Source organism: Methylobacterium sp. NEAU K (assembly GCF_030700285.1).
Lineage (GTDB): Bacteria > Pseudomonadota > Alphaproteobacteria > Rhizobiales > Beijerinckiaceae > Methylobacterium.
Map to the genome: position 1 here is coordinate 131,233 of NZ_JAUYZJ010000011.1, position 20,929 is coordinate 152,161.

The 20,929-nt window shown below is 69.6% G+C and carries 19 protein-coding genes and 1 tRNA gene; 11 read left to right on the forward strand and 9 right to left on the reverse strand.

Going from position 1 to position 20,929, the window contains the following annotated elements; genetic code table 11:
- Nucleotides 1-145: 145 nt before the first annotated feature.
- The 4 genes from Q8W67_RS11570 (at nt 146) to lpdA (ending at nt 6,779) form a co-directional block, all read left to right on the forward strand.
- Nucleotides 146-3,136 carry a 2-oxoglutarate dehydrogenase E1 component gene (locus Q8W67_RS11570; RefSeq protein ID WP_305545424.1) on the forward strand — a complete coding sequence of 997 codons (2,991 nt, stop codon included), beginning with the start codon at nt 146-148 and terminating at the stop codon, nt 3,134-3,136.
- A gap of 92 nt (nt 3,137-3,228) precedes the next feature.
- Nucleotides 3,229-4,548, forward strand: coding sequence for a 2-oxoglutarate dehydrogenase complex dihydrolipoyllysine-residue succinyltransferase (gene odhB / locus Q8W67_RS11575; protein ID WP_305545427.1), 1,320 nt, complete (start codon nt 3,229-3,231; stop codon nt 4,546-4,548).
- Between the two features lie 7 nt (nt 4,549-4,555).
- Nucleotides 4,556-5,311 (forward strand): SDR family oxidoreductase, encoded by a 756-nt coding sequence (locus Q8W67_RS11580; protein WP_305545430.1) that lies wholly within the window; start codon nt 4,556-4,558, stop codon nt 5,309-5,311.
- A 67-nt stretch (nt 5,312-5,378) separates the two neighbouring features.
- Entirely contained in the window at nt 5,379-6,779 is a 1,401-nt protein-coding gene (lpdA, locus tag Q8W67_RS11585; protein ID WP_305545433.1) for a dihydrolipoyl dehydrogenase, read from the forward strand.
- A 37-nt stretch (nt 6,780-6,816) separates the two neighbouring features.
- Here lpdA and Q8W67_RS11590 read toward each other — a convergent pair whose 3' ends face one another.
- From Q8W67_RS11590 to Q8W67_RS11600, 3 genes are all read right to left on the reverse strand, one after another.
- Entirely contained in the window at nt 6,817-7,674 is an 858-nt protein-coding gene (locus Q8W67_RS11590) for a response regulator (RefSeq protein ID WP_305545435.1), read from the reverse strand.
- Nucleotides 7,675-7,826: 152 nt separating this feature from the next.
- Nucleotides 7,827-8,795 carry a tyrosine recombinase XerC gene (locus tag Q8W67_RS11595; protein ID WP_305545438.1) on the reverse strand — a complete coding sequence of 323 codons (969 nt, stop codon included), beginning with the start codon at nt 8,793-8,795 and terminating at the stop codon, nt 7,827-7,829.
- A 147-nt stretch (nt 8,796-8,942) separates the two neighbouring features.
- The gene (locus Q8W67_RS11600) at nt 8,943-10,481 is read right to left on the reverse strand and encodes a PAS domain-containing protein (protein ID WP_305545441.1); all 1,539 of its coding nucleotides are present in this window, start codon (nt 10,479-10,481) and stop codon (nt 8,943-8,945) included.
- A 187-nt stretch (nt 10,482-10,668) separates the two neighbouring features.
- On the opposite strand from Q8W67_RS11600, the gene Q8W67_RS11605 reads away from it, so the two are divergent.
- The gene (locus Q8W67_RS11605; protein WP_305545444.1) at nt 10,669-10,989 is read left to right on the forward strand and encodes a YnfA family protein; all 321 of its coding nucleotides are present in this window, start codon (nt 10,669-10,671) and stop codon (nt 10,987-10,989) included.
- A gap of 6 nt (nt 10,990-10,995) precedes the next feature.
- On the opposite strand, the gene Q8W67_RS11610 is transcribed toward Q8W67_RS11605, so the two are convergent.
- Nucleotides 10,996-11,568 (reverse strand): peroxidase-related enzyme, encoded by a 573-nt coding sequence (locus Q8W67_RS11610; RefSeq protein ID WP_305545445.1) that lies wholly within the window; start codon nt 11,566-11,568, stop codon nt 10,996-10,998.
- Nucleotides 11,569-11,703: 135 nt separating this feature from the next.
- Here Q8W67_RS11610 and ruvC point away from each other — a divergent pair, with 135 nt between their 5' ends.
- Nucleotides 11,704-12,327: a crossover junction endodeoxyribonuclease RuvC gene (gene ruvC / locus Q8W67_RS11615; protein WP_305545446.1), complete on the forward strand. Its 624-nt coding sequence runs from the start codon at nt 11,704-11,706 to the stop codon at nt 12,325-12,327.
- 17 nt (nt 12,328-12,344) lie between these two features.
- On the opposite strand, the gene Q8W67_RS11620 is transcribed toward ruvC, so the two are convergent.
- A tRNA-Tyr gene (locus tag Q8W67_RS11620) sits at nt 12,345-12,428 on the reverse strand.
- A gap of 256 nt (nt 12,429-12,684) precedes the next feature.
- Between Q8W67_RS11620 and Q8W67_RS11625 the strand changes: the two genes are divergently transcribed.
- The 4 genes from Q8W67_RS11625 (at nt 12,685) to Q8W67_RS11640 (ending at nt 15,969) form a co-directional block, all read left to right on the forward strand.
- The gene (locus tag Q8W67_RS11625; RefSeq protein WP_305545449.1) at nt 12,685-14,535 is read left to right on the forward strand and encodes a DEAD/DEAH box helicase; all 1,851 of its coding nucleotides are present in this window, start codon (nt 12,685-12,687) and stop codon (nt 14,533-14,535) included.
- Between the two features lie 16 nt (nt 14,536-14,551).
- Nucleotides 14,552-14,875: a hypothetical protein gene (locus Q8W67_RS11630; RefSeq protein WP_305545452.1), complete on the forward strand. Its 324-nt coding sequence runs from the start codon at nt 14,552-14,554 to the stop codon at nt 14,873-14,875.
- Between the two features lie 344 nt (nt 14,876-15,219).
- Nucleotides 15,220-15,387, forward strand: a complete 168-nt coding sequence (locus tag Q8W67_RS11635; RefSeq protein WP_305545454.1) for a hypothetical protein — start codon at nt 15,220-15,222, stop codon at nt 15,385-15,387.
- Nucleotides 15,388-15,561: 174 nt separating this feature from the next.
- Entirely contained in the window at nt 15,562-15,969 is a 408-nt protein-coding gene (locus Q8W67_RS11640) for a DUF3597 domain-containing protein (RefSeq protein WP_305545457.1), read from the forward strand.
- Nucleotides 15,970-16,062: 93 nt separating this feature from the next.
- Here Q8W67_RS11640 and Q8W67_RS11645 read toward each other — a convergent pair whose 3' ends face one another.
- Both Q8W67_RS11645 and Q8W67_RS11650 read right to left on the reverse strand, forming a co-directional pair.
- Nucleotides 16,063-17,199 (reverse strand): polyamine ABC transporter substrate-binding protein, encoded by a 1,137-nt coding sequence (locus Q8W67_RS11645; protein ID WP_305545528.1) that lies wholly within the window; start codon nt 17,197-17,199, stop codon nt 16,063-16,065.
- Nucleotides 17,200-17,228: 29 nt separating this feature from the next.
- Nucleotides 17,229-17,585, reverse strand: coding sequence for a RidA family protein (locus tag Q8W67_RS11650; protein WP_305545459.1), 357 nt, complete (start codon nt 17,583-17,585; stop codon nt 17,229-17,231).
- A 181-nt stretch (nt 17,586-17,766) separates the two neighbouring features.
- Here Q8W67_RS11650 and Q8W67_RS11655 point away from each other — a divergent pair, with 181 nt between their 5' ends.
- Nucleotides 17,767-18,030 (forward strand): GlsB/YeaQ/YmgE family stress response membrane protein, encoded by a 264-nt coding sequence (locus Q8W67_RS11655; RefSeq protein WP_305545530.1) that lies wholly within the window; start codon nt 17,767-17,769, stop codon nt 18,028-18,030.
- A gap of 98 nt (nt 18,031-18,128) precedes the next feature.
- On the opposite strand, the gene Q8W67_RS11660 is transcribed toward Q8W67_RS11655, so the two are convergent.
- Together Q8W67_RS11660 and pnp are read right to left on the reverse strand one after the other, a co-directional pair.
- On the reverse strand, nt 18,129-18,350 hold the full coding sequence (locus Q8W67_RS11660) for a YgaP-like transmembrane domain (protein WP_305545463.1): 222 nt from the start codon (nt 18,348-18,350) through the stop codon (nt 18,129-18,131).
- A gap of 193 nt (nt 18,351-18,543) precedes the next feature.
- Nucleotides 18,544-20,766 carry a polyribonucleotide nucleotidyltransferase gene (pnp, locus tag Q8W67_RS11665; protein ID WP_305545466.1) on the reverse strand — a complete coding sequence of 741 codons (2,223 nt, stop codon included), beginning with the start codon at nt 20,764-20,766 and terminating at the stop codon, nt 18,544-18,546.
- Between the last annotated feature and the right edge of the window lie 163 nt (nt 20,767-20,929).

Consider the following 20,929-nt stretch of genomic DNA (forward strand, 5'->3'; position numbering starts at 1 on the left):
TCCCGGCACAGGACCATGCGGACCAAGAACCGAGCGCATCGTCCCGGATCCGACATCCGGCCACATGCGCGAGAGGGCGATCCGCCCCGCGAACGGGTCGCCGGAAGGGCAGGGCAGCCTGCCCGCGCGACAGGATGAACGGACCATGGCACGCCAGGACGTGAACGAAGCGCTCCTCGAAACCTCGTTCCTCTACGGCGCCAACGCCGCCTACATCGAGGAATTGCAAGCAGCCTACGCCCGCAACCCGGCCTCGGTGGATCCCGAGTGGCAGACCTTCTTCAAGGGTTTGGGCGAGGACGAGACCCTCGTCGAGAAGAACGCCGCCGGTGCCTCCTGGGAGAAGCCCAACTGGCCGGTGCCGCTGAACGGCGAGTTGGTCTCGGCGCTCGACGGCAACTGGGGCGCCCTGGAGAAGGCGATCGGCGAGAAGATCGTCGCCCGGGACGCCAAGGAGGCGAAGCCCGGCAAGCCGCAGGACAGCGTCACGGCCACCACCGGCGTCTCGGTGGAGCAGGCCACGAAGGACTCGGTACGGGCGATCATGCTGATCCGCTCATACCGCATGCGCGGCCACCTACACGCGAAGCTCGACCCGCTCGGGCTGGCGCCGCGGGGCGACCACGAGGAGCTGCACCCGCAGCATTACGGCTTCACCGAGGAGGCCGACTGGGACCGCCCGATCTTCCTCGACAACGTGCTGGGCCTCCAGTTCGGGACGATCCGCGAGATCGTCGACATCCTGGAGCGGACCTACTGCCAGACGCTGGGCGTCGAGTTCATGCACATCTCGGATCCCGCCGAGAAGGCGTGGATCCAGGAGCGCATCGAGGGCAAGGACAAGGAGATCTCGTTCACGCCCGAGGGCAGGCGCGCGATCCTCAACAAGCTGATCGAGGCCGAGGGCTTCGAGAAGTTCCTGGATCTCAAATACACCGGCACCAAGCGCTTCGGCCTCGACGGCGGCGAGGCGATGATCCCGGCGCTGGAGCAGATCATCAAGCGCGGCGGCGCGCTGGGCGTGCGCGAGATCGTGCTGGGCATGGCCCATCGCGGCCGGCTCAACGTGCTCACCAACGTGATGGCCAAGCCATTCCGGGCGGTGTTCCACGAGTTCAAGGGCGGTTCCGCCTCCCCGGCGGAAGTCGAGGGCTCGGGCGACGTGAAGTACCATCTCGGCGCCTCCTCGGACCGCGCCTTCGACGGCAACAACGTCCACCTGTCGCTCACCGCCAACCCGTCCCACCTGGAGATCGTCGATCCGGTGGTGCTGGGTAAGGTCCGCGCCAAGCAGGACCAATGGGCCAAGCCCCATATCCAGCGCTCCAGCGTGCTGCCGCTTCTGATCCACGGCGATGCCGCCTTCGCCGGACAGGGCGTGGTCGCGGAGTGCTTCGGCCTGTCCGGCCTCAAGGGCCACCGGACCGGCGGCTCGGTGCACTTCATCATCAACAACCAGATCGGCTTCACCACCGACCCGCGCTTCTCGCGCTCCTCGCCCTATCCGTCGGACGTGGCCAAGATGGTCGAGGCGCCGATCTTCCACTGCAACGGCGACGACCCGGAGGCCGTGACCTTCGCCGCCAAGGTGGCGGTCGAGTACCGGCAGAAGTTCGGCAAGCCGGTTGTGATCGACATGCTCTGCTACCGCCGCTTCGGCCACAACGAGGGCGACGAGCCGGCCTTCACGCAGCCGAAGATGTACCAGCGCATCCGCAAGCACCCCTCGGTGCTGGAGAATTACGGCCGCAAGCTCGTCGAGAACGGCACGCTCGATCAGGAAGCGCTCGATTCCCGGAAGGCCGAGTTCCGCCAGATACTCGACAGCGAACTCGATGTCGCCACCAACTACAAGGCGAACAAGGCCGACTGGCTCGACGGCCGCTGGTCCGGCTTCAAGGCCGTGCACGAGGATGTGGACGACCCGCGCCGCGGTCGCACCGCGGTTCCGGCCGAGACCCTGCAGGAGATCGGCCGGAAGATCACCCAGGCGCCTCCCGGCTTCCACCTCCACCGCACGATCCAGCGCTTCATGGACAACCGCGCCAAGGCGGTGGAGACCGGCGCCGGCATCGACTGGGCGACCGCAGAGGCTCTGGCCTTCGGGGCGACGTTGCTCGACGGCAACCGGGTCCGCCTCTCCGGCCAGGACGTGGAGCGCGGCACCTTCTCGCAGCGCCACGCGGTGGTGATCGACCAGGAGAACGAGCAGCGCTACACGCCGCTCAACGCCATCCGCGAGGGCCAGGCCTCGATCGAGATCATCAACTCGATGCTCTCGGAGGAGGCGGTGCTCGGCTTCGAGTACGGCTATTCGCTGGCCGAGCCGAATGCCCTGGTGCTGTGGGAGGCGCAGTTCGGCGACTTCGCCAACGGCGCGCAGGTGGTGATCGACCAGTTCATCGCGAGCGGAGAGCGCAAGTGGCTGCGCATGTCCGGCCTCGTGCTGCTGCTGCCGCACGGCTACGAGGGCCAGGGCCCCGAGCATTCCTCGGCCCGCCTGGAGCGCTACCTGCAGGCCTGTGCCGAGGACAACATGCAGGTCGCCAACGTCACCACCCCGGCCAACTACTTCCACATCCTGCGCCGGCAGCTGAAGCGGGATTTCCGCAAGCCGCTCGTGCTGATGACGCCGAAGTCGCTGCTGCGCCACAAGCGCGCCGTCTCGACCCTGGACGCCCTGGCGGAAGGCTCGACATTCCACCGCGTCCTCTGGGACGATGCCGAGGAGGAGGGCGCTCCGAACAAGCTGGTGCGCGACGACAAGATCCGCCGCGTCGTGCTCTGCTCCGGCAAGGTCTACTACGACCTGCTGGAGGAGCGGGAGAAGCGCGGCCTCAACGACGTCTACCTGATGCGCGTCGAGCAGCTCTACCCGTTCCCGCTCAAGGCGCTGGCCACCGAGATGGGCCGCTTCCGCAACGCGGACGTGATCTGGTGCCAGGAGGAGCCCAAGAACATGGGCGCCTGGTCCTTCGTCGAGCCCTATCTCGAATGGGTGCTCGGCCAGGCCGGCTCCGCGGTGAAGCGGGCCCGCTACGTCGGCCGGCCGGCCTCCGCATCCACGGCCGTGGGTCAGATGTCGAAGCACCAGGCGCAGTTGCAGGCGTTCCTCAACGAGGCGCTGGCCGTCTGATTCCCCCATGATTCGGCGGCAGTCCGAGAGGGCCGCCGCTCCCGACTCCAGGCCGTCCGGCGCGGCCCAATCAATCCGGCAGAACTGACCCCATGGCTACCGACATCCTCGTACCGACGCTCGGCGAATCCGTGAGCGAGGCCACCATCGGCCGCTGGTTCAAGAAGCCCGGTGACACGGTCGCGGCCGACGAGCCGATCGTCGAACTGGAGACCGACAAGGTCACCCTGGAGGTCAACGCCCCGGCCGCAGGCGAGCTCGGCGAGATCCTGGTCAAGGACGGCGAGACGGTGGAGCCCGGCGCGCTGCTCGGCTCGATCGTCGAGGCCGGCGCGGGCGGCGCCAAGAAGGCGACCCCCAAGGAGGCTCCGAAGGCGGTCGCCGAGACCAAGGCCGACAGCCGCAGCGAGGCCCCGAAGCCGGCCTCTGCCCAGAAGGCCGAGGCTCCGGCGCGGGACTCCGCGGCGGGCTACGGCAACCACGGAGAGGCGGGGGCGGCCGGCTCCCAGCGCCCGACCGGGGACAACGGTCCGGCGGTGGCCAAGCTCGCCCGTGAATCCGGCGTCGATCCGGCGGCCCTCAACGGCTCCGGCAAGGACGGCCGCGTCACCAAGGGCGACATGCTCGGCGCCATCGCCAAGGGACCGGCCCCGGCGTCGGCCAAGGAGGCCCGCCCGACCCTGCCCCGCGCCCCCTCGGCGCCGGACGATGCTGCGCGCGAGGAGCGCGTGCGCATGACGAAGCTGCGCCAGACCATCGCGCGCCGCCTCAAGGACGCGCAGGACACGGCCGCGATGCTGACGACGTTCAACGACGTCGACATGTCGGCCGTGATGGCGATGCGCAGCCAGTACAAGGACATCTTCGAGAAGAAGCACGGCACGAAGCTCGGCTTCATGGGCTTCTTCACCAAGGCGGTGATCGGCGCCCTCAAGGACGTGCCGGCGGTCAATGCCGAGATCGACGGGCAGGACCTCGTCTACAAGAACTACTACCACATCGGCATCGCGGTCGGCACCGATAAGGGCTTGGTCGTGCCGGTGGTGCGCGATGCCGACGACCTCTCGATCGCGGGCATCGAGAAGACCATCGCCGGCTTCGGCAAGAAGGCCCGCGACGGCAAGCTGTCCATCGAGGACATGCAGGGCGGCACCTTCACGATCACCAACGGCGGCATCTACGGCTCGCTGATGTCGACGCCGATCCTCAACGCGCCGCAATCGGGCATCCTCGGCATGCACCGGATCGAGGAGCGCCCGGTGGTGCGGGCCGGCAAGATCGAGGCACGCCCGATGATGTATCTCGCGCTGTCGTACGACCATCGCATCGTCGACGGTAAGGAAGCCGTGACCTTCCTGGTGCGGGTGAAGGAGGCGCTGGAAGATCCGGCGCGGCTCGTTCTGGACCTCTGAGGCCGCGATGTCGGGCACTGACAGCAAAGTCGCCATCGTCACCGGCGGCAGCCGCGGCATCGGCCGGGCGGTGTCGCTGCTCCTGGCGGAGCGCGGCTACGCGGTCTGCCTGAGCTACGTGTCGGACGGCGCCGCGGCGCAGGCCGTGGTGGATGCGATCACCGCGACGGGCGGCCAGGCGCTCGCCGTGCGCAGCGACGTCGCCAGCGAGGCCGACGTGATCGCCTTGTTCGAGGCCGCCGACCGGCTCGGACCGCTCGCCGCGCTCGTCAACAACGCCGGCGTCGTGGACGTGAAGTCCGACGTGGCCGACATGAGCGCGGCCCGGCTCCAGCGGATGATGAACACAAACGTGGTCGGCAGCTTCCTGTGCGCCCGCGAGGCGGTGCGGCGCATGTCGACCAAGCGCGGCGGCGCCGGCGGCGCCATCGTCAACCTGTCCTCGGTGGCGGCGCGTCTCGGCGGCCCCGGCCAGTTCGTCGACTACGCGGCCTCGAAGGGGGCGATCGACAGCCTGACCATCGGCCTCGCCCGCGAGGTGGCCGGGGAGGGCATCCGCGTCAACGCGGTGGCGCCCGGCATCATCGCCACCGAGATCCACGCAAGCGGCGGCGAGCCGGACCGGGTGGCGCGTCTCGGGCCTGGCGTCCCGATGGGCCGCGCCGGCACCGCCGAGGAGGTGGCCGCGCCGATCGTGTGGCTGCTCTCGGACGAGGCTTCCTACACCACGGGCGCCATCCTCGACATCGGCGGCGGCCGCTGAGCCCAGCTCGACACCACCTCCTCTGCTGCCCATCCCAAGCGGCACGACCGACCGGAAGCGAACGCCCATGTCCTACGATCTCGTCGTCATCGGCACCGGCCCAGGCGGCTATGTCTGCGCGATCCGCGCGGCCCAGCTCGGCCTGAGGACCGCCGTGGTCGAGAAGCGCGCGACCCACGGCGGCACATGCCTCAATGTCGGCTGCATCCCGTCGAAGGCGCTGCTCCATGCCTCCGAGGCCTTCGAGGAGGCGAACACGCACTTCGCCGATCTCGGCATCGAGGTGAGCGGCGTGAAGCTCGATCTCAAGAAGATGATGGCCTTCAAGGCCGAGGGCGTGGCCGGGAACACCAAGGGCGTGGAGTTCCTGCTCAGGAAGAACAAGGTCGACACCTTCCACGGCACCGGCAAGATCGCGGGCGCGGGCCGGGTCGAGGTCGTGTCCGAGGATGGCGGCAACCAGATGCTCGAGACCAAGAGTATCGTCATCGCCACCGGCTCGGACGTGACGCGCCTGCCGGGCGTGACCATCGACGAGAAGGTCGTGGTCTCCTCCACGGGTGCCCTCGAACTCGACCGGGTGCCCAAGAAGCTCCTGGTCATCGGCGCCGGGGTGATCGGCCTGGAACTCGGCTCGGTCTGGCGGCGGCTCGGCGCCGAGGTGACAGTGGTGGAGTATCTCGACCGGGTCCTGCCCGGCATGGACGGCGAGGTCGGCAAGCAGTTCCAGCGGATCCTGACCAAGCAGGGCATCGACTTCAAGCTGGCGACCAAGGTGACCGGCGTCGAGGCCGGCAAGAAGGGCGCGAGCGTCACCGTGGAGCCGGCCGCGGGCGGCGCGGCGGAGAGCCTGCAGGCGGACGTGGTCCTGGTCGCGATCGGCCGGGTGCCCTACACGGAGGGCCTCGGCCTCGACACGGTGGGCGTCCAGCGGGACGACAAGGGTCGGATCCTCACGGATTCGCACTACGCCACCAACGTCACCGGCATCTACGCCATCGGCGACGTGATCGCCGGGCCGATGCTCGCCCACAAGGCCGAGGACGAGGGCGTCGCGGTGGCCGAGATGCTGGCCGGCCAGTCCGGCCACGTGAATTACGGCGTGATCCCGAACGTGGTCTACACGTTCCCGGAGGTCGCCTCGGTGGGCAAGACCGAGGAGGAGCTGAAGAAGGACGGCGTCGCCTACAACGTCGGCAAGTTTCCGTTCACCGCCAACGGCCGGGCCAAGGCCAACGGCACCACGGAGGGCTTCGTGAAGGTCCTGGCGGACGCGCAGACCGACCGGGTGCTCGGCGTGCACATCGTCGGGGCGGATGCCGGCAACCTGATCGCCGAGGTCGCGGTGGCGATGGAGTTCGGCGCCTCGTCCGAGGACATCGCCCGCACCTGCCACGCGCATCCGACGCTCACAGAGGCGGTCAAGGAAGCGGCCCTGGCGGTGGCCAAGCGCGCGATCCACGTCTGATCGGCCGAAGGCCCGGCAGACTGGCCCTGGCGCGCGATCAGGCGATCTTACGCCGGGCGTTCGGCAGGTCCGCGATCCGCAGGAGCGCGCTCGGCGCCGGCGGGGCCGTCAGCGCGTTCAGGAGATACGGCCGGCGCAGCCCCAGAGCGTTGTGGAGCGCGAGGTCGATGTCGCGGGCGTAGAACGGCATCCGCAGCACCGCGTCGACGCCGAAGTAGCGCCCGGCCTGGGCGACCGGCTCCAGCTCGGAGGTGGTCAGCAGGGTGATCCGGGTCGCAAGGCCGAGCGGCTGGATCTGGCAGGCGAGTTCCATCCCGTCGATGCCGCCGAGCTTCACGTCGATGAAGGCGAAGTCGTATGCGCCGAGCTTGAGCTGCTTCAGGGCGTGGCGGCCGCAATCGGTTTCCTCGAGTTCGATGGCGAAGCCGCTGCGCGCCACCACCCGGCTGATCGCCGAGCGTCCGGCCGCCGACGAGCAGGCAAGCAGCGCCCGCGTCGGCGCGCGACGGCGGGCATCGGCGTGCAGGAGTTGCTCGATATGGGCCGGGTCCAGGGGCGTCTTCAGCACCTCGTAGGCGCCGAGGCTCTGGGCGATCTCCTGCCAATGTGCCAGCACGCGGCTGGCGACCAGCACCAGGCAGGGCGGCTCCGCGCCCGCCCGGCGCGCCACAGCGACGGCCTCGGGGCCGCTCAGATCATCGAGCTGGAGGCCCACGAAGGCGAGGGTAGGGCGCTGCCGGAGCAGGATGTCGCAGAGGGCTTGGCCGGAGGTCGCCTCGTCGATCACCGCCCGGGAATCGAAGCGCCGGACGATCGCCCCGAGAGAGGCGCGGCGGCCTGCATCGCAGTCGGCGATCACGACACGCGCGGGCGACCTCCCGTCCTCGATCTGCATGGCATCCGTCCAAACCGACCCGTCCCGATTGCGTATGATGGGCGAGGATGATGACGAAGTCCTTAAAAGCCGGCCAGTTTTGCGGCGCTTGAGTTATTCGGCCCATTTGAAGTTGCGCGAATAAAGCTTGCAAAAGGCTCGGCCCCTCCAGATCAGCGTCCGGCTCTTGGATGAGCGGCCGCGTAGGCGCTCATGAGCCGGGCGGCGTCGACCTGGGTGTAGAGCTGCGTCGTCGACAGGGAGGCGTGGCCGAGCAACTCCTGGATCGCCCGCAGCTCCCCCTGGCGGGCCAGCAGATGCGTGGCGAAGGAGTGGCGCAGGGCATGCGGCGTCGCGCTATCGGGCAGGCCGAGGGCGCCGCGGGCCCGGGCGACGGTGTACTGGATGATGCGCGGCGAGAGCGGGCCGCCGCGGGCACCCACGAACAGGGGGCCCTCCGGCGGCAGCGGCAGCGGGCAGGCGGCGAGGTAATCGGCCACGGCCTGGGCCACCACGGGCAGGATCGGCACCATGCGCTGCTTGCCGCCCTTGCCGAGCACGGTGACCTGATCGCTGCCGGGAAGCGGGGCATCGCGTCGCATGAGGCCCAGGGCCTCGGAGATGCGCAGGCCGGCCCCGTAGAGCAGGGCCAGCACCGCGGCGTCCCGGGCGAGAATCCAGGGCTCGCGCTCCTCGCCCGCGCGGAGGCCCGTGTCGGTGAGCGCCACCGCGGCGGCGACCGGCAGCGGCCGGGGCAGGCGCCGCGGGACCTTCGGCGAGCGCACGCCGCCCAGCGCCGAGACGCTGCCGAAGCCTTCGCGCTCCAGGAAGCGCGCGAACGAGCGCAGGCCCGCGAGCATGCGCATCAGCGAGCGCCCGGAGACCTCGTCGGCCCGGCGGGCGGCCATGAAGGCACGGATGTCGCGCACCTTCAGCGCCACCAGCATCGGGATGGTCGGGGTGCCGTGCCGCGACGCGAGGTGGACGAGAAACTGGCGCAGGTCGCGCCCGTAGGCCTCGACGGTGTTCGGCGCCATCCGGCGCTCGCGCGCCAGCCCGTCGGCCCAGGCACGCACCGCCTCGCGCAGATGCGCGTCGCCCGGAAGCAGAACCAGATGGTCGGCCGTCTCGCGCGCGCTCATGGCCTCAATCGATCGGATTCTCCTTGCCGCAGGATTAACGCGTGGGCGCCGGCATTCCCGGCCGAGTCGACTCCGGACCGGGCGCAGCACCTCGGGCGCCCCTTATGCCCGGATTCCCGCGCCCGCCATCACCGCGAAGGCCGCCCCTCAGGTCGAGACGCCGTCCTTGCCCTGGAAGCCGGTGAGCGGTGCGGTGAGCTCGCAATGCAGCCCGGTCTGCCGGTAATCCAGGGCGACTTCCCCGGCGACGGTGCCGGCCAGGACACGCTCGATCAGGCGCGTGCCGAATCCCTTGCGCGTCGGCCGGAGCACCGGCGGGCCGCCGGACTCGCTCCAGGTCAGCCTGACCTGCGGCTCATCCTCGGCGGCTTCGATGCGCCAGGTGACGGTAACGTTCCCCATCTCGGCGGTGAGCGCCCCGTACTTCGCGGCGTTGGTCGCCAGCTCGTGGACCATCAGCGCCAGGGCGAGGGCCGCCTTCGGTCCGATATCGAGGGCCGGCCCTTCGATCCGGAGGCGGCCGGCGCGTGCATTGTCGTGGAGCGCCAGCGCGCCGCGGATCACCGCCTCCATGCCGGCCTGCTCGGCATTGCCCGCGAGCAGGATGTCATGCGCCTTGCCAAGCGCCAGAAGGCGCTGGATCAGGGCGTCGCGCGCCGACTCGATGTCGGCGGCGCCGCGCAGGGTCTGCGACGCGATCGCCTGGACCATGGCCAGGGTGTTCTTCAGCCGGTGGCTGAGTTCCTGGCTGAGCATCTCCCGATGCGCGTCGGCCTCGGCCCGCTGGGTCGCGTCGAGCATCACGCCGGTCACCCGGTTGGCCGAGCCATCAGGGGTGCGGACGATGATCGCCCGGTTGAGGATCGTGGCATAGGTGCCATCCGCCCGCCGGAAGCGGTACTCCGCGCTCCAGCGCATCTGCGCGCTCTCGACGGCGGCGAGGACGCTGCGGCGGACGCGCTCGCGATCCTCGGGGTGGATGTGCTCATACCACCAGACGGTGCTCGCCTCGATCTCGTCGGGCCGGTACCCGTAGAGCGTGCACAGCTCGTCGTCCCAATGGATCCGCCCGGTGTCCCGGTCCCAGTCCCAGATCAGGTCCGTGGTGGCCCGCGCCGAGAGGCGATAGCGCTCCTCTGAGGTGGCGAGGGCATCGCGGACAAGTCGCTCGGCCGCCAGGGCCTTCTCGCGCTCCCGGATTGCCCGGCGCAGTTCCAACTGCGCCATCACCTGACGCGCCAGCGCCCGCAGGGTAAAGGCCTGCTCGGGATACAGGCCGTCCGGTCGCGGCGCGGTGTCGATCACGCATAGGGTCCCGAACGGCACGCCGTCCTCCGTCCGGAGCACCGCGCCGGCATAGAACCGGATGAACGGCGCCCCTGACACCAACGGGTTCTCGCGGGTGCGCGGATCGAGGGAGAGATCGGGGATGACCAGCAGCCCACCCTCGGCGGTCATCGCATGGGCGCAGACGGACTGGCTCAGCGGGGTCTCGACGTCCGGGAAGCCGATCCGGGCCTTGAACCATTGCCGGTCGGCCGCGATCAGGCTCACGAGGCCCACCGGCACCGCGCAGACCTGCGTCGCCAGGGTGACGATGTCGTCGAAGGCCGGCTCCCTCGGCGTATCGAGGATGCCGTAACTGTGGAGGACCTGCAGGCGGGCGGTCTCGATCGGGTCTGACATGGATGGGGCCGCGATGGATCGGTCGGCGGAGGCCGGAAAGCATCCGGAGGCGATCTCGATCGACCTTAGCCGATCTCGCCGGACTGGGCATCTTGCACGTCCGGTCATGCCGCCGGGCCGGCGGCGTGATCAACCGCACTGTCCGCGGCAGCTCGCGCCGCGCGATGCCCCGTGCCAAGCTGGTCCGATGACCCTCCTCGCGTATGCCGGTGCCGCCCTCGCCGAGATCGCCGGATGCTTCGCGTTCTGGGCCTGGCTCCGGCTCGGCCGGTCCGCATGGTGGACGCTGCCGGGAATCGCCTCCCTGGTGGCCTTCGCCGGCCTCCTGACCGTGGTGGACAGCCCGGCGGCGGGGCGCGCCTTCGCGGCCTATGGCGGGATCTACGTCGCCGCGTCGGTCCTGTGGCTATGGTTCGCCGAGGGCCAGCGCCCCGACCGCTGGGACCTCGCCGGCAGCGCGGTCTGCCTCGCCGGCACGGCGATCATCCTGCTCGCCCGCCGGGGGTGAGGCGGCTCAGCGCCCCAGCGCGTAGAATTCCTCGTTCGGCCGCAGCTCCGCCGCGCTGGCGATCCGGTTCGACAGGGCGAACAGGGCGGTGATGGCCACGATGTCCCAGATGTCGTCCCGGCTGAAGCCGTGCCCGGCGAGCCCGGCATGGTCCTCGGCACCGACCCTGTCGGCCTGCGTCGCCACCTTGACCGCGAAGGCCAGCATCGCGCGCTGCCGCGGGGTGATGTCGGCTTTGGCGTAGTTGACGGCGATCTGGTCGGCCAGCAACGGGTTCCTGGCCCGGACTCGCAGGATCGCCCCATGGGCGATCACGCAGTACAGGCAGTTGTTGGCCGCGCTGGTGGCGACCACGATCATCTCGCGCTCGGCCTTGGTCAGGCCTCCGGGCCGGTCCATCAATGCGTCGTGATAGGCCATGAAGGCCCGGAACTCGTCCGGCCGGTGCGCCAGCGCCAGGAAGATGTTGGGCACGAAGCCCGCCTTCTCCTGCACCAGGGCGATCCGCGCGCGCAGGTCTTCCGGCATGTCGGACAGCTTCGGCACCGGGAAGCGGCTGATCGGGGTGTCCGCGCTCATGGTCCTACTCCCTTGGTGAAACCGGGCGTTCACGATACGTACGGCACGCTCGGGCCGATCGTCGAGAGCATCATCCCGAACGGTGGTTGCCGGCTTCCGGAAAGAGATGTTGCGCAATCAAAATCCTGGAGCGTCATGAGCCGCACCGTCCGCATCCTGGGCATCGATCCGGGGCTCCGCCGCACCGGCTGGGGCCTTATCACCGCACAGGGCAGCACGCTGACCTACGGCGATTGCGGCGTCGTCACCTCCGACGGCGATCTGCCCCTGGCGCTGCGCCTGCGCGAGCTGTTCGAGGGGATCGGCCGCATCGTCACGGCGCACAAGCCCGACGAGGTCGCCGTGGAGGAGACCTTCGTCAACAAGGACGCCCAGGCGACGCTCAAGCTCGGCCATGCCCGGGCCATGGCGCTCGTGGTCCCGGCTTTGGCCGGGCTGCCGGTGTTCGAGTACGCCGCCAACCTGATCAAGAAGACCGTGGCGGGCTCCGGTCACGCCGAGAAGGTCCAGATCCAGGCGATGGTGCGCTTCCTCCTGCCGAAGGCCGAGTTCCGCGTGGCCGACGCCGCGGACGCGCTGGCCATCGCGATCACCCATGCCAGCCACCGCGACGCGCACGCGCTCCGCCGGGCGCACCTGCCGGGGGGCAAGAAGCCGAGCCTCACCGGCCAGGCGGCCGCGGGACAGGGACTCGCCGGGCAGGGGTTCTCGGCCGCCGCCGCCGCACGCATCGAGGCCGCGCTGGCCAAGCAGGGCTGACGGGATGTGAAGGAACTTGGTGGGGGAAGTAGGACTCGAACCTACGAAGCTTACGCAGCGGATTTACAGTCCGCCCCCTTTGCCGCTCGGGACATTCCCCCAAGGCGGGCATTCGCGCCCGCGGCGCCCTTATGGTGAGGGGTTGGACGGGTGTCAACGCTTGTCGTCGCCCGATCCGCAGCGCGCAGCGTCGAGGCGCCCGCCACGCGGTTCGAATGATACGGCCCGGCACCGCGCAGCCGTCGCGCAAAGACGCGGGTTACGCGAAGGAAAGGCGAACATCCCTGCGGTCCAGGGGATTCACAAAAGAATCCGGATCGGCCACGGTGCGCGGATGTCGCCCTGCTTCGCCGGCCCTTGACCCGTCCCGCCCCGTCGCTGCGGTCCCACCAGCGCACGCTGATGGCCCTCGTGGCGGCCATGGCGAGCGGGGAGGCGGCCCATGTCCGAGACATCCTGGCGGCGGTGACCCCCGGCGGCGGCAAGTCGCTGCTGCCGGTGATCGCCGCGCACCGGCTGATCGCGGCGGGCCGGGTCGAGCGCGTCGTCTGGGTGGTGCCCAGGGATTCCCTGCGCCTGCAGGCCGAGGAGGCCTTTGCCGACCCGCTCTGGCGCGCGGCCTTCGGCCATGGGCTCAGCGTGCGCGCGGCCGACAACGAGCGCGACCCCGCCCGGGGGCTGGCCGGCTACGTCACGACCTACCAAGCGGTCGCCGCCGCACCGGCGCTCCACCTCGCGGAGGCACGGGCGCACCGCACCCTGCTGGTCGTCGACGAGGTCCATCACCTGCCGGTGCCGGGGCGGCCGGGCGCGGACGAGGCCGCCGCCGAGGAGGCCGAGGCCGGGGCATGGTCCCGGGCGATGCTCCCCCTGATGGAGGCGGCCGCGATCGGCCTGTTCCTGTCCGGCACCCTGGAGCGGGCAGACGGGCAGCGCATCCTCGGGCTGCCCTACAGACCCGCCGCACCAGGCCGCGGGCCGGAGCTCGACCTCGACGCGCCGGGGCTTGCGGTGATCGGCTACTCGCGGGCGCAGGCGCTGAGCGAGCGGGCGGTGCTGCCGGTGACGTTCGGGGCCATCGACGGCGAGGCGAGCTGGCTGGAGGGCGGGCGGATCGCCGGGGACAGCCCCCGGGTCGGCCCCCACCGGCTCGGCGCGGGGTCGGTCCGGGTCACCACGCGGCCGGCCCTGTTCACGGCCCTGCGCACCGGCTTCGCCCGGGACCTCCTGAGCGAGGCGTTCTTCGCGACCAAGCGCCTGCGGGCTCGCCGCCGGGCCGAGCTTCGCCTGCCGCCCGGCCAGGTGGTCCGCGGGCTCGGCAAGCTCCTCGTGGTGGCGCCGGACCAGTCGAGCGCGCGATCCTACCTGGCGACCCTGCGGGACTGGATGCCCGCGGGGCAGGGGCAGCGCGACGTCCGGCTGGCGACCTCCGGCCAGGGCGACGCCCATGCGGCGCTCGCGGCCTTCCGCCTCACGCCGGAGCCGGCGGTGCTGGTGACCGTGGCGATGGCCTACGAGGGGCTCGACGCCCCCGAGGTCGCCGTGGTGGCGGCCCTGACGCATATCCGCTCGCGGCCCTGGCTCGAGCAGATGCTCGCCCGGGCCACCCGGGTCGACCCGCATGCGGGCCCCTACGATACGCAGCAGGCGCTGGTCTTCCACCCGGACGACCCGCTGTTCGCCCGCTTCCGCCTGGAACTCGAGACCGAGCAGGGCAGCAGCGTGCGTCCCCGGCGGGAGCGGCCGGCCTCTGCGATCGTTCCGGAACGGCTCCGCTGGCGCGACGAGGATCCCGCCGGGATCACGCCGCTGGAGAGCAACGCGATCGGGCTGCGCTACGCCCTGCTGCGCCCGCGCCTGGCCGAGCCGGCCCCCGTGGCGCCGGCACCGGAACCGCCCTCGATCACCGAGCGGACCCTGCGCCAGAGACTCGCCGCCGCGGTGGCGTCCCAGGCGGTGGAGGACGAGGCCTCCCTGCGGGTGCCGCGCGGCGGCAACCTCGCCCATCGCTACAACGCCGTGCTCAAGCGCGTTCTCGGCAAGGGCCGCGCGACCATGACGATGCCCGAGCTGGAGGCGGCGCTCGCCTGGCTTGAACGCAACCGCCTCGCGGACCATCTCGACCGCCTCGACGGCGACGCCCGCTACGCGTGGTCCGCCCGCCAGCGCCGCGGCCGCTGGCAGCCGGAACGCGCCGCCGGCCGTTGAACGGAAGGAGGGCCCGATGACCGGGAGCTTGCCCGACGCCTTCGCGGCCACGCTTGCCGAAGCCGGGCCACCGCAGGCCTGGCCGGCGCCGCTCGCCGCCCTGTGGTGGCTCTCCAGGGATGCGCCCGGGCCGGACGAACCCGCCTGGGAGCGCGCGCATGCCCTGGTCCAGGCGGCGTCCGGGCCCGACGCAGCCTGGGTCCACGCCCATCTCCACCGGATCGAGGGCGATGCCGGCAACGCGCGCTACTGGTACGAACGCGCCGGCCGGGCCGTCCCGAGCGATACGCCGTCGGAAGAGCGCGCCGCCATCATCGCAGCTCTGTGGGACCCGGCCTGATCGCCCACCTGTCGCTCCCTATGGATCGAAGGGCGCTGCTTCGCCGTTCCTGGCTGGAGACGGGAGCCGCCCGACGTTGGGCAGATCGGCAACTACTTCGTCGATCACGCGTGATTGCTGTATTTGTCCATAATTACCACACCAATACTGTCGATTTTTTATGGAATGACGTTTTTATATCGATCTTTGCTTCATTTCTTAGATGAAATATCTGTTGACCATGTGGAGAAAATTATTCTCCAGTTATGAATTCGAACATTTTTCGCCATCTACGTCCTTTTTGCTCTCGCACGTAGGCGAAATCTGACTATTGGTACGCATATAGATTCCGGAATCAAGGGAACGTGCTGGTCGCCGTGATGAGCTTTGGATGTCTAGTCTGCGGTGTGGGTCTCGCGGGTCTTTCGCTGCGCGATCCCGCGCGCGCGGTCGCGCTGGAACGGTGCAGCGGGATCTGCCTCCTGCTCGGCCTGTGCCTGCTCGGGATCGCGCTGCACAGAGCCCACGGCTGAAGCCCTTGACGTGACACGCTTGGCTGCATCGATCCGGTATCCCGCCCGGCGGCAGGCGCCCGAGATACGGGTGGTCGCCACCCGATCGAACCGATTGCTCGGAACGCCCGGCTTCACAGCCGGTTGTCAGGCCGCCCGACGCGGAGATCGGGCTTCGAGAATCGGAGCGGATCCATGAGCCTCCTCGGCAGCATCGTCAGCAAGATCCTTCACCCGTTCGGTGGCGGGACCGCAGACGCCGCACCCGCGTCCACGGCGGGCTCGGGCAGCCCGTCCAGCTCGGGCACTCCGTCGGCGCCGGCCGGAAGCGCGGGCGGCGGCGAACCCGTCGACGTCGCGGCGGTCCTCACCGGCATGGCCGAGAAGAACCCGCAGAAGCTCGACTGGCGCCACTCGATCGTGGACCTGATGAAGCTCCTCGGCCTCGAGTCGGATCTTGCCTCGCGCAAGCAGCTCGCCGACGAGCTGCATTACACCGGCGACAAGGACGATTCGGCCACGATGAATATCTGGCTGCACAAGCAGGTGATGCAGAAGCTCGCCGAGAACGGCGGCAAGGTGCCGGAAGACCTCAAGCACTGACCTGTCGCGGTCCCCGGGTCTCGGCACCGCACGGCGCCGAGACCCGACGTCGGACCTGCGCGAAATCCACATCCGCCATCCGGATGGGATCGCTCAGCGCCCGGTACGGACCCGGGTCCAGAGCCGGGTGACGTAGCGCTGGGTCTTGTCGTCCCAGGCGGTGTTGATCGACAGGCGCTGCATCGTCGCCTCGTCCGGGTAGATGCCGGGATTGTTCAGGATCTCGGGCTTCACGAACCGCTTGGCCGCAAGATTGCCGTTGGCATAGGCCACGAAGTTGGTGTTGGCCGCCGCCACCTCGGGGCGCATCATATAGTCGATGAAGGCCAGCGCCTCGGCCGGATGGGCCGCATCCTTCGGGATCGCGAAGGTATCGAACCACATCAGCGCCCCCTCCTTGGGCACCACGTAGGCGATCTCGATGCCGTTCTTGGCCTCCTCCGCGCGGCGCCTGGCCTGCATCATGTCGCCCGAGTAGCCCACCGCGATGCAGATATCGCCGTTGGCGAGCGCCTGGATGTATTCCGACGAGTGGAACTTCCGCACGCTGCCGCGCACCTTGTAGAGCGCGTCGGTGACGAGCGTCAGGTCGTCCCAGCGCTTGGAATCGGCCTTCGCGCCGAAAGCCGGGAGCATGCTGGGGATCAGATCCTCGGGACTGTCGAGCATCATGATCCCGCAATCCTTGAGCCTACCGGCGGAGGCGGGGTTGAGGACGATGCTCCAGGAGTTCAGCGACGCGTTGGCGCCCAGGCGCTCGCGCAACGCCCCGACATTGTAGCCGATGCCGGTGGTGCCCCACATGTAGTCGACGGCATAGGCGTTGCCGGGATCGTAGACGGCCAGCCGGCTCGTGATCTCGGGCCAGAGGTTGCCGAGGTTCTTCAGCTTGGACTTGTCGAGGGGCAAAAAGGCGCCCGCTCGGATCAGCCGCTGCAGGTAGGGGCCCGACGGAACGACGATGTCGTAGCCGGAACGGCCTGCCAGCAGCTTGGTCTCCAGGATCTCGTTGTTGTCGTAGGTGTCGTAGACGACCTTGATCCCGGTCTCGCGGGTGAAGGCGTCGAGCACCTTCGGGTCGATATAGTCCGACCAGTTGTAGATGTTGACCACCCGCTCCTCCGCGGCCCGGGCGGGGGCGGCCAGCCCGAGGGCGAAGAGCGCCGCGAGCAGGGCACCCCGCCCGGCGACCGCGGCGAACGCGCAGTGCGCCACGAGGCCCCGGAGCATCGTCTCGACCCGACCGGTCCCGGGGCCGCTCACGCGCTCCTCGCGGCGACGACCACGATCTCGACGCGGTACTGCGGCTCGCACAACCGCGCCTCGACGGTGGCGCGCACCGGTGGGCTCTCTCGGGAGACCCAGGCGTCCCAGGCCGCGTTCATCTCGGCGAAATGGGCGATGTCGGCGAGGTAGACCGTCGCCGACAGGATATGATGCTTGTCGCTGCCGGCAGCGGCGAGCAGGCGGTCGATCTGGTCCAGGATACTCTGCGTCTGAGCCGTTACCCCGGTCCCGACCGGATCGGAGGCCACCTGGCCGGCGAGGTACACGGTGTTGCCGTGGATCGCCCCTTGCGACATCCGCGCCCCGGTTTCGATCCGTTCGATGCTCATTGCGTCCTCCACGCCCGCGAAACGCGCGTATCTGCCGTCGCGCCAGGCCGGACGTAAAGGGCGGCGCGCCGACGCGCCGCGGGAACCCGCGGAAAATCACCCGCTGCAGACCGCTTACGGGCAACCGGGTTGGGCCAACACGCGTTCATACGGCATCGCTTGTCATGCCTTGGGGTTCGTCATGGGTATTCTCTGGACCATCATCATCGGGTTCCTCGCCGGAATCATCGCCAAGTTCCTCATGCCGGGCCCGAATGAGCCGTCGGGCTTCATCCTCACGACCATCCTCGGCATCGTCGGAGCCTTCTTGGCGACTTTCATCGGCCAGGCGGTGGGCTGGTATGGACCCAACCAGGGCGCGGGTTTCATCGGCGCGATCGTGGGCGCCGTGGTGGTGCTGTTCATCTACGGCATGATCGCAGGCCGCCGCAGCACGACCATCTGACCGCCTTCAAGCGGCCGAAACGAGAGGGGCGCCCCGCGGGGCGCCCCTTTTTCTTGTCCTCTGCCCAGACCGGTCGGCCGTTGGTCCGGACTTGGCGCTCAGAGGTGCTCGGCCGCCGCCTTCACGGCGCAATGGCCGGTGGCGCCCCGCACCGCCAGGCCGACGCCGACGACCAGGGCCAGCAGGCTGAGGATCTTGTTGGGCCGCGGCTGCGCGGCGGCCGCCGCGATCCCGAGGCCCAGCGCCACCGAGACGGCGCGCTCAGTGGTGGTCAGGTTCGGCTGACCGCTGAAGATGTCTTGGATCATGTCGTTGGCCATTCAAAATCTCCGGTGCGAAGCCGCCGGGCGAACGCGGGATTCGGCGGCGCGTTCCCCCGCGACCGGGGCGGGCGGGCGGCAGCCCGCGGATCGGCCCCGGCGCAGACCAAAGAAAAAGGCGCGGTCCCGAAGGACCGCGCCCATCCCGTCGTCTCCGCGCCGGCCGAGGCCCGCGCGGCACAATCCCTGAGGCTTACTCGCCGGCGGTCTCGCGCCGACGCTCGCCGCGGTGGCGGCCACCGTTATCCTCGCGCCGGGGCTCACCGTCGCGCTCGCCGCGGCTCGACTCGCGCTCGGCCTTCACCTTGTCGGTGATGTCCTCGCCGGTCTGCTGGTCGACGACGCGCATGGAGAGGCGGATCTTGCCGCGGTCGTCCTGACCGAGGAACTTCACCTTCACCTTCTCGCCTTCCTTGACGACGTCCGTCACCTTGGCGACCCGCTGGGCGGCGAGTTCCGAGATGTGGACGAGGCCGTCCTTGGCGCCGAAGAAGTTCACGAAGGCGCCGAACTCCATGCACTTCACGATCGTGCCGTCGTAGATCATGCCGACCTCGGGCTCCGCCACGATCGAGCGGATCCAGTTGTAGGCCGCCTTGATCGCCTTGCCGTCGGCGGAGGCGATCTTCACGATGCCGGTATCCTCGATGTTGATCTTGGCGCCGGTCTTCTCGACGATCTCGCGGATCACCTTGCCGCCGGTGCCGATCACGTCGCGGATCTTGTCGGTCGGGATCTGCATCGTCTCGATGCGCGGGGCGTACTCGCCGAGCTCGGGCCGGGCGGCGGTGAGCGCCTTGGACATCTCGTTGAGGATGTGGGCGCGCCCGTCCTTCGCCTGGTCGAGGGCGACCCGCATGATCTCCTCGGTGATGCCGGCGATCTTGATATCCATCTGGAGCGAGGTCACGCCCTCGTCCGTGCCGGCCACCTTGAAGTCCATGTCGCCGAGGTGATCCTCGTCGCCGAGGATGTCGGACAGGACCGCGAAGCGCTCACCCTCGAGGATGAGGCCCATGGCGATGCCCGCCACCGGACGGCGCAGGGGCACGCCGGCATCCATCAGCGACAGCGAGCCGCCGCAGACCGAGGCCATCGAGGACGAGCCGTTCGACTCGGTGATCTCGGACACGACGCGGATCGTGTACGGGAACTCGTGGGCCGGCGGCAGGACCGGACGGATCGCCCGCCAGGCGAGCTTGCCGTGGCCGATCTCGCGACGGCCCGGCGAGCCCATCCGGCCGGTCTCGCCGACGGAATAGGGAGGGAAATTGTAGTGGAGCAGAAAGCGCTCCTTGTAGGTGCCGTCCAGGGCGTCGATGAACTGCTCGTCCTCGCCGGTGCCGAGGGTGGCGACCACGAGAGCCTGGGTCTCGCCGCGGGTGAACAGCGAAGAACCGTGGGCCCGGGGCAGGACGCCGACCTCGGAGACGATCGGGCGGACCGTCTTCAGGTCGCGGCCGTCGATGCGGGCGCCGGTGTCGAGGATGTTCCAGCGAACGACCTTCGACTGCGCCTCCTTGAACGCCGCCTTGACCTTCTCGGCCGGGAACTTCTCAGCGCCTTCGGGGCAGAGGGCAGCCATCACCTTGGCCTTCACGGCGTCGACGGCGGCGTAGCGCTCCTGCTTCACCGTCTTGGTGTAGGCGGCGCGCAGTTCGGCCTCGCAGACCTCCAGGACCGCCTTCTCGACGTCGGCGTTCTCGGGAGCCTTGAAGTCGCGGGGCTCCTTGGCGGCCTTCTCGGCGAGACGGATGATCGCCTCGATCACCGGCTGGAAGTGCTTGTGACCGAACATCACGGCGCCGAGCATCACGTCCTCGGAGAGCTCCTTGGCCTCCGACTCGACCATCAGCACCGCGTCCTGCGTGCCGGCGACGACGAGGTCGAGGGACGATTCCTCCTTGGTCTCGGTGACCAGCGGGTTCAGCCGGTAGCCGCCGTTGATGTAGCCGACCCGGGCGCCGCCGATCGGACCCATGAACGGCACGCCCGACAGGGTCAGCGCCGCGGAGGCCGCGACCATCGCGACGATGTCGGGATCGTTCTCGAGGTCGTGGGTCAGGACGGTCACGACAACCTGGGTGTCGTTGCGCCAGCCGTCGATGAAGAGCGGGCGGATCGGGCGGTCGATCAGGCGGGAGACCAGGGTCTCCTTCTCGGAGGGACGGCCCTCGCGCTTGAAGTAGCCGCCCGGGATGCGACCGGCCGCATAGGCCCGCTCCTGGTAGTTGACGGTGAGCGGCATGAAGTCGATGCCGGGCTTCGGCTCCTTCGTGGCGACCACGGTCGCGAGCACGGAGGTCTCGCCGTAGGTGGCGACGACGGCGCCGTCGGCCTGGCGGGCGACCTTGCCGGTCTCCAGGACGAGCTTGCGGTCGCCCCACATCAGCTCTTCGCGTTGAACGTCGAACATTCTTATCTCTTCCTTGCCTTCGGCGGGCCTTAGCCCGGCGCCGCCGGGGGCAAGACGGCGCGACACTTCCCGGGGCTGGAAGTGTCGCGCGATCCTGCCCCGACGCTGGCGCCTCGAAGCGGCCCGTTTTCGGGCGGCCGGACCCATTCCGACAGCCCGAGAT